Below are 3,506 nucleotides of genomic sequence, written 5' to 3'. Positions count from 1 at the left end.
TAATCCATGCATTCCATATCCACCATTTCAAATTTTCAGGACCTGGACGACACCATTCGGGCGCAATTGAAGAGCCAAGATGAGGTTGGCGATGTCGCGGCCATTGTCATCATAAAATGCCCAAGATGCTCAACACCAATTCGCCGCTCCAATCGTTACATCAAGCAGCTGAACGAGCGGGCCATGCAAATTGACAAAGTGAAGAAGAAGCTGCTGGGAAACACAAAGGCACAGCTGCTTGCGCAATGGGAGCTTCTGAAGAAGGCTCTGATGGAGAAGGAATTGCTATTGCTTTATTTTGAAAGTTCTGAAATAGAGGTAGGCCAAATCACTTTTTTATCGAAACTTGATGGCAAAATTAGGCATACAAAATAGCAACTCTATAGATTATTTCAACATATTCTTTGAATTTGCTATCTTTCTTTATAGGGAGTTTGGAAAATATAATTCGGTATGGAACATCTGGGGTTGCCTCTCCGCCGGGGGCGGGTATCCCGTTTCCCTGGGGATCCTCGCCGGGGACCTCTGCCCCGAAAGCTCCCCATCCCTGTGCTCAGAAAAATCCATCCTATCATCACCGTCCCCGTTAAAACAGCAATTTTTCTTATAGGAACTAATTTTTGTTGGGTTTGCAATTGGATTATTCTCTTCTCCATTCCCGAGAACCCGGGAATCCTCTAATGTGTTTTCCCCGTCCCCGTCATTTCTCATACCCAAAAAAGTAGTACCCATCTCTCCCCGTCATCGGACCCAAAAAAATTAATTCATCCTCCAAAAATCGTCTCGAAGGTCAAAGCCATCCTCTGAACTTGATTTTTGTGTTATTTTTTTTTTAAATTAGGTTACGCTTCTTTCGACTTTACTAAAAAATTACATGTTTCAGCTCATTTTTGAAGAATTTGAGAAAATCCGTCAATCCATTTTTAATGTACGCCATTTTGAAGCATTTGAGAAAATTCGTCAATCCATTCTTAATGTACGCCCCATGGAAATCACTGGCCAATGGATGATTATGGCCGAGAACATTGACAGGTAATCATACTGTAGCTAAATACAAGGCACATAAACACAATCCTTTACCATATTTTACAGACTTTTGCTCGGCTTTAGTCAAGCGGCCAAACGCATTTTGGACAACGATCGTATATTATTGGATGCCACCGACATGATGAGGCTGTCTGCCCAATTTCCACATATTCACAACGCCTTTCATTCGACCATATGCCAACAGATGCAGAACCTGTTGAACTATTTGCTCCTGGATTTGTGCCAATTGCTCGAGAATTTGGCCGAGCGAAAGAGCTGCAACTTGGCCGAGGCAACATTGGTACAATTGTCCAGCGAGCTTGGGCGACACAATTTTCTCATTACGGTCAGCTTTTAATAGTTATTGCCAGTTTCAACCCGCCGGGTGTTGCCGTAAATATTTACTTTCGTTGAGTTTAATTTGGCACAATTTTCTTTAGTGGTTACTGGTTACTGGTTACTTTAAAAATATTTTTTCTCATAACATGTCTCCCCGCAAAAGTTCCTGGACAGCCGCCCATAATCTCATCTTATGTTCATTTTTATTACATAGATTTTCAACTGGGTCGGCACACGGTACAAAACCAATGGTGACATCGATGCCAATGGTGAACAAATGCTCACCGAGTTGTTCCGTAATCTGCAGACGGCGCAAGCGTTCAGCGAGCAAAAGGGTGGGTCACTGTGCCGTAAACAAAAAAAAACAAATTTTTATTATAATTGTTAAATCGTTGAATTAAAAACAATTTGTTCCGTGGTAAGGCCATAAAATTTTTTCATGGAAATATTATTATTTCAGNNCCAGTGTCATATACCTAGCAATAATTTCAAAATCCTAAATCATTACAAAGATCCATAAAATTTTATTGTTTAAATTTGAAAAGTCAGTAAATCTAACTTGTAAATTTTTATTCTCCCTTTTTCTTGAAATTTTTATTAAAAATTAGCTTATTTTACTGTATTGATTTTTATGCCATCAATGTCATTTGTTTCCCAGAATTTCGAAAATTCATTCCTGAATTGGCATATAAGAAACTACTGATTAGAATTTGAATTCATATTTTCAAAATCGGTATCGAATAGACAAAATTATTAATATAATGTTATTTGAATAAAAGTTAAAATAATATATTTTTTCAATTTCAAGGACACGTCTATGGCATCGGAANNGAATCAGAAATTACTAGACCAACTTCCCCATGTCATTTGGTTGCTGGCAACTGACATTGTTTTGAATAAGAAAACACTTTTTAATTAAAGATGCGTATTCATTTTAAATAATTATTATCGGAATACATGGCTTCTACTGCAAAATTTTTTGTTATAGTTGCTATTCACTTTATAAAACTGTTGCCTTTGGAATTCAAATTCTGCATTAATAATTGGCCAATTTATGAGTGGCTATTTAATTCATAGTTTAGCTTAAGCCTGTATAGAAACAAAATTTACCAAAATTCTTATTTCAAATTGACTCGAATTTTTACTTGTAAATCAATTTCCGTTGGAATCAGTGGGAAAATTTGTGTCATGCTTTCGAGATCTTCGCACATTACGCCTACTGATATTGATTCCGCATTCCTTCTAAATTTCCTGTCTTTCTATTTTTGCCAACCCGTCCGACTTCTTCCGAACTCACTAAACAGTACCAATGTCCAATGCAATGCTTTCTGACCAATTTGCCTCGGAATCGGATCAATTTACCATAGTGATGGAATCGAAGATTTAGGAAGAAAAACGCCATATCGCCACATGCAAGATTCAAGGCTTTTAGCGTGAAAATTCAACAGGAGTCTTTCCCCTTTTTATGCTGATCATCATAAGAAGCTCGGCACTATCTCCAGAGATGGTCCCTTTAATCCATTTTTTATGTAATTTTTTAAAGGATATTTTCGTCGCCCATTGACTATGAATATCACATTTAGAAACCTTACANNGTACTCCGCGTAGCGCGCCGTCTCGTGGTTGTTGTTCCCACTCCAAATGCTCCAGCCCTCGGGGGCAATGTGGGCGCCAAGCCAGCTTTCAGCGAAAATTGTGGCGGCATAGGGGCGCCAGGGCCGGCCCAAGTACATCTAAAATTTTGAATAAGAATTTTTATTTTTATACCTATGATCTTTTCAAATTCCCTTTTTTCTCATTTTTGTACGTCTATTTTAAGAGAATTTTTCAATTTTTACATCAGTCTCAAAATTTTTTATTGCCTTATTTATTCATTAATTCAATACATAAATGTTTTGTGAGTAAGTTTTCTTTAGAGAAAGAAAAAGGAGTTCACAAGTCCGTTTAAAAATATAAAAAGTCGTAACTTGATTTCAAAAACATTTCTATTATAGGTTGAATTGAATGAAAATTGAATGAATATCGGTGCGGAAAGTTTTCTTCCTCCGAGCCCCAATATATGAAATCATTAAAAAAAATTCTAATAAAATTACAGCCGATAAATATTTTAATTTTTCTGTATAACATTAAAAAGATCCATA

Annotated in this window: 3 protein-coding genes; 2 read left to right on the top strand and 1 reads right to left on the bottom strand. The window is 36.9% G+C overall.

Annotated features, from left to right (window positions below; genetic code table 11):
* Window positions 1–6 precede the first annotated feature (6 nt).
* Both EDM02_RS00120 and EDM02_RS00115 read left to right on the top strand, forming a co-directional pair.
* Window positions 7–375 carry a hypothetical protein gene (locus tag EDM02_RS00120; protein WP_123662102.1) on the top strand — a complete coding sequence of 123 codons (369 nt, stop codon included), beginning with the start codon at window positions 7–9 and terminating at the stop codon, window positions 373–375.
* An 846-nt stretch (window positions 376–1,221) separates the two neighbouring features.
* The gene (locus EDM02_RS00115) at window positions 1,222–1,440 is read left to right on the top strand and encodes a hypothetical protein (protein ID WP_123662100.1); all 219 of its coding nucleotides are present in this window, start codon (window positions 1,222–1,224) and stop codon (window positions 1,438–1,440) included.
* 1,400 nt (window positions 1,441–2,840) lie between these two features.
* Here the strand turns inward: EDM02_RS00115 and EDM02_RS05860 are convergent.
* A complete protein-coding gene (locus EDM02_RS05860; protein ID WP_123662098.1) occupies window positions 2,841–3,098 on the bottom strand; it encodes a pectinesterase family protein in 258 nt (85 codons plus the stop codon).
* Between the last annotated feature and the right edge of the window lie 408 nt (window positions 3,099–3,506).

The organism is Candidatus Cardinium hertigii, assembly GCF_003788695.1.
This window is presented reverse-complemented; position numbering and strand designations above follow the sequence as displayed.

Excerpts from the sequence above, each read along its gene's own strand:
- EDM02_RS00115 (WP_123662100.1), top strand. The coding sequence starts at position 1,222 with ATGCCAACAGATGCAGAACCTGTTGAACTATTTGCTCCTGGATTTGTG.
- EDM02_RS00120 (WP_123662102.1), top strand. The coding sequence starts at position 7 with ATGCATTCCATATCCACCATTTCAAATTTTCAGGACCTGGACGACACC.